The following is a 4,311-nucleotide window of genomic DNA, read 5'->3' on the forward strand; positions in this document are numbered from 1 at the left end:
CCCGGGAGTTCCTGGCCTGGGTCGCCGCCCGCGGAGCCGAGCGCGCGACTCTCTGGAATCCCGCGCCGCTCGTTCTCTGGAACTCGCACAAGTTCTACCTGCGCGATCTCGAACGCCGCGGCATTCCGATCGCTCCGACGCGCTTCCTCCCGGCCAGGTCCGCCGCGAAGCTGCAGGACGTCCTCGATGCGGAAGGCTGGAGCCGCGCCGTCGTGAAGCCCGCCGTTTCGGCGACCGCTCACCGGACGCTCGTCATCGGCCGCGAGCGCGCGGACGAATCCGACGGCGAGCTCCGCGCGCTCGTCGCCGACGGCGACGCCCTCGTCCAGAAGTACCTTCCCGAGATCGAGACGAAAGGGGAGTGGTCGTTCGTCTTCCTCGACGGCGCCTTCAGTCACGCGGTCCGGAAACGCCCGGCGCCCGGCGACTTCCGCGTCCAGACCGAATTCGGTGGAACCGTCGAACCGGGCCCGCCTCCCCCGTCACTCGTGCGCGAGGCGGCACGCGCGATCGACGCGATCGACTCCCCCTGGCTCTATGCGCGCGTGGACGGGGTGGAATCGGAGGGCGCGCTGCTCCTGATGGAGCTCGAGCTCATCGAGCCTTCCCTCTACCTGTCGGCGGCCGCCCATGCCGCGCGCCGGCTCGCCGCGGCGATCGCGCGGATCGCCGAACGGGAAGACGCGGAGCTCGCTCCCGCGGCCGCGGGCGGCGAGATCTGATGGCCGGGGGGCGCCGGCATCGCTACGCGGTCACCGTCGAATGGACCGGAAACCTCGGCGAGGGCACCTCGTCGTACCGGGCGTACTCCCGCGATCACGAGATCGGCGTGGAAGGAAAGCCGTCGATCGCCGGGTCGGCCGATCCCGTCTTCCGCGGAGACGCGTCGCGGCACAACCCCGAGGACTTCCTCGTGTCTGCGCTCTCCGCCTGCCACATGCTCTCCTACCTGCACCTCTGCGCCGTCTCGGGCGTCGTCGTCACGGCGTACGAAGACCGCGCGACGGGAGAGATGCGCGAAACCGACGACGGCGGAGGGCGCTTCACGGCCGCCGTGCTGCGTCCGCGCGTCACGATCTCGGCGGGCGACCCGGCGCTCGCGCGGGAGCTGCACGAAAAGGCCCACCATCTCTGCTTCGTCGCGAGCTCCGTCAATTTCCCGGTGACCTGCGACCCCGAAATCGAGGACGCGCGACCGGCGCTCCGGGAGAAGAAATGAACGACTTCGAAGGATCTCCCGGCGAAACCGAGCGGGTCCGGCGCCTCGCCGGGGAGGCGGCCGCTTCGAGAAGGGTCGCCGGCGACGGAGAGCCCGCGGGAGGCATGACGCCATGATCGTCATCCTGTTCCGCTCACGGCTCACCGACGCGGCGGGCGAAGACTACCGGGCGATGGACGAGGAGATCTTCGCGCTCGCCCGCCAGGCGGACGGGTTCGAGGCGGTGAAGAGCTTCCGCGCCGAGGACGGCGAGCGGCTGACGATCGTCTGGTGGCGGGACACGGAGTCGCTCGCCCGGTGGAGAAACGACCCGCGGCACCGCGCCGCGCAGGCGGCGGGGCGGGCCCGCTGGTACGAGTACTACGACATGGAAGTCGCCGAAGTCGTCCGCGAGAGCCACTTCCGCCGATCGGCGGCCGAGGCCGACTCGGCCGACACCGGCCCACCTCGAGAGGCATAACCTCCCGGCAGTGCCCGCGACCCCGCCGACGCGAAGCGCCGTCGGGGGGAAGAGGCCCGCGCGCCGCCGGGCGAGCAGACTCCGCGGCGGATTCCCCTACGGAACGGGGCAGACGCCGCGCGCCATCTGGAGGAGGAACCCCGCCACGACCGCGGCGACGGCGACCGCGAAGAGAATCGCCCTCGCCCCCGGAAAACGACGAACAGTCATCGCGACGATCTTAGCGCCGAGGATAGACTTCGCCGAGGAGAACCCGATGAAAGCTCGCGTGCTCGCCTGGGGGCTGGCTCTGCTCTCGTTCGCGTCCGGGGCCTCGGCCCGAACGCTCCACTGGCGGAGCCTCGACGTCCGCGCCCGCCTCGATGCCGACGGACTGCTGCACGTCTCGGAGCGCCAGAACATGGTCTTCGACGGGGAATGGAACGGCGGGGAGCGCAAGTTCCGGCTCGAACCGGGACAGAAGCTGACGTTCGCCGGAATGTCGCGAATCGATGCGCAGAGCGGCGCTTCGAAGCCGCTCGTCGGCGGCGACCTTTCGCAGACGGATCACTACGAGTTCGTCGACGAGAAGACGCTCCGCTGGAGGAGCCGGCTGCCGTCCGACCCGCCGTTCTCCGGCACCGAGATCGATTACGTCCTCGAGTACACGCTGTCGGGCGTTCTCGAGGAACGGGGCGGCGCGTATCGGCTCGCGCACGACTTCGCGTTCCCCGACCGGGACGGCGCGATCGACCGCTTCACGCTCGATTTCACCCTCGACCCCTCCTGGAAGCCGGAGGACGCCTTTCCCGGGCACTGGCAAGCGGGTCCCCTCATGCCGGGCCGCGGGTTCGTGGTCCGGGCGACGCTGCGCTCCTCGAGCGCTCCCGCCTCGGTTCGCCGCGTGCCTCCGCTCGCCGACCGGCGCCTCGCGGAGATCCTGATCGCCGCCGCGTTCCTGATCTTCGGGCTCCACTACTGGCTGCATGACCGCGCGCGGGGAAGGTTTCGGCCGCTTTCTCCCCTCTCCGAAGTCGACGCCCCGTGGCTCGCCGCGAACGTGTTCGATCTCCTCCCCGAGGAAGTCGGAACGGCGCTCGACGACGACGTGGGCTCGCCGGAAGTCGGCGCCGTGATCGCGCGGCTCGTCGCGGAGAAGAAGCTGAAGAGCGAGACGTCCCACGTGCTGGCGAAACCGACGCTCCGCCTCACCCGGGTCGCCCCGCTTTCCGCGTTTTCCGGCTACGAGCGAAAGCTCGTCGACGGACTGTTCTTCGGCGAGGAGAGCGTGACGCCGGAGGACGTGCGCGCGCACTACAAGTCGAGTGGATTCAATCCCGCGCAGCTCATCACCGCGGACCTGAAGGCGCGGCTCGCCGCGAAGGGCGCCTTCGCCGAGACGTACAAGCCCGCGCGCCCGTGGAGAAGCCTGCTCTTCTTCGCGATCGCCGTGGCGCTCGTTGTCGTCACCTGGCCGCATCACGTCGCGACGGATCCGCCGGCGCTCTTCGCGTTCCTGTTCGCGTCCGCGTTCTTCGCCGGGATCGGAATCACGCTCGCCAGCCGGTCGGCGGAATCATTTTCTCCTCTGAGCGTGCCGCTCACGTTCGCGCTGGTCCTGATTCTCGGCCCCTGGGTGATCGCCGGCATCGTGATGCCCGCCGGCTACTCCCCGACGCTCTTCGCGGCGTTCACCGCCATGACGGTGATGTACGTGAGCTCGGCGTTCCACATGGCGATGAGCCGCGACGGAGCGGCGCGGATGGACGCGCGACGCAAGATCGTCACGGCCCGCCGCTGGTTCGCGCTGCAGCTGAAGCAGCCGCACCCGGCCCTCGAGGATTCCTGGTTCCCCTACCTTCTCGCGCTCGGGCTCGGCTCCGGGGTCGACCGCTGGTCGAAGAGCTTCGCGGGCGCGGCCGCCCGGACGGGCGGCGGGTTCACGGGGGGTTCGTCGTCATCGACTTCGGAAGGCGGCTGGACGGGCGGAGGGGGAAGCTTCGGGGGAGCGGGGGCCTCCGGCAGCTGGGCCGCCGCGGTCGGAGGGTTCTCCGCGGGCGTCGCGGCGCCTTCGTCCTCGTCGGGCGGAGGGGGAAGCTCTTCGGGCGGAGGCGGCGGAGGCGGCTGGTAGCGACCCGGGCCGTCAGCGCGCGGCCGAAGCGCCGCGAACCTTCTCGAAGAGCAGCTTCGCCTCGTGGCCGACGAGCGAGCAGGTGTGCCCGTCCTTCAGGACGATGTGCGTGCCGGCGTCGTCGACCGCGATCTCCTCGATATCCGCGGCTTCGAATTCGAGCATGCCGTCGGGAGCCAGGAAACTGATGGAGTCGATCATCGGTTCACCTCCGGATCGTTTCGGTTCCCCGCGCCCGCGGGCGGGCGCGGGGCGGGCTTTCGGAGAGGAGGTTTGTCGCGACGGGAGACGGCCGAATTGGCGCTCCCGCGAACGAGGACGAGTCTGGCGGGGAGAACGCGGCGCTCCCGGAATCCTTTCACGGGCACCTCCCTGGGCTGCCGGACGCAAAGGAAAGGGCGGCCTTGAGGCCGCCCGAGAGACCGAAGGAGGCGAGGAGCGATCGCGCGGTCAGGATGGCCGGCGGGGCCTCCCCGCCCCGCGCGCGCGATCCCGCCGGTCGGGCTCTAGCTGCATCCGCTC

At 70.5% G+C, this 4,311-nt stretch carries 5 protein-coding genes; 4 read left to right on the plus strand and 1 reads right to left on the minus strand.

Going from position 1 to position 4,311, the window contains the following annotated elements; genetic code table 11:
* The 4 genes from VFS34_06320 to VFS34_06335 all read left to right on the plus strand — a co-directional run.
* The coding region (locus tag VFS34_06320; GenBank protein ID HET9794059.1) for a hypothetical protein at positions 1-722 on the plus strand (722 nt) is incomplete at its 5' end.
* The gene (locus VFS34_06325; protein HET9794060.1) at positions 722-1,219 is read left to right on the plus strand and encodes an OsmC family protein; all 498 of its coding nucleotides are present in this window, start codon (positions 722-724) and stop codon (positions 1,217-1,219) included. The genes VFS34_06320 and VFS34_06325, both read left to right, overlap by 1 nt.
* A gap of 112 nt (positions 1,220-1,331) precedes the next feature.
* Complete coding sequence (locus VFS34_06330) at positions 1,332-1,679, plus strand: antibiotic biosynthesis monooxygenase (GenBank protein HET9794061.1); 348 nt, start codon at positions 1,332-1,334, stop codon at positions 1,677-1,679.
* Positions 1,680-1,935: 256 nt separating this feature from the next.
* Complete coding sequence (locus VFS34_06335) at positions 1,936-3,789, plus strand: DUF2207 domain-containing protein (GenBank protein HET9794062.1); 1,854 nt, start codon at positions 1,936-1,938, stop codon at positions 3,787-3,789.
* Positions 3,790-3,801: 12 nt separating this feature from the next.
* Here VFS34_06335 and VFS34_06340 read toward each other — a convergent pair whose 3' ends face one another.
* Positions 3,802-3,990: a hypothetical protein gene (locus tag VFS34_06340; GenBank protein HET9794063.1), complete on the minus strand. Its 189-nt coding sequence runs from the start codon at positions 3,988-3,990 to the stop codon at positions 3,802-3,804.
* Positions 3,991-4,311 lie beyond the last annotated feature (321 nt).

It is taken from the genome of Thermoanaerobaculia bacterium (assembly GCA_035717485.1).
In the GTDB taxonomy this organism is placed as follows: domain Bacteria; phylum Acidobacteriota; class Thermoanaerobaculia; order UBA5066; family DATFVB01; genus DATFVB01.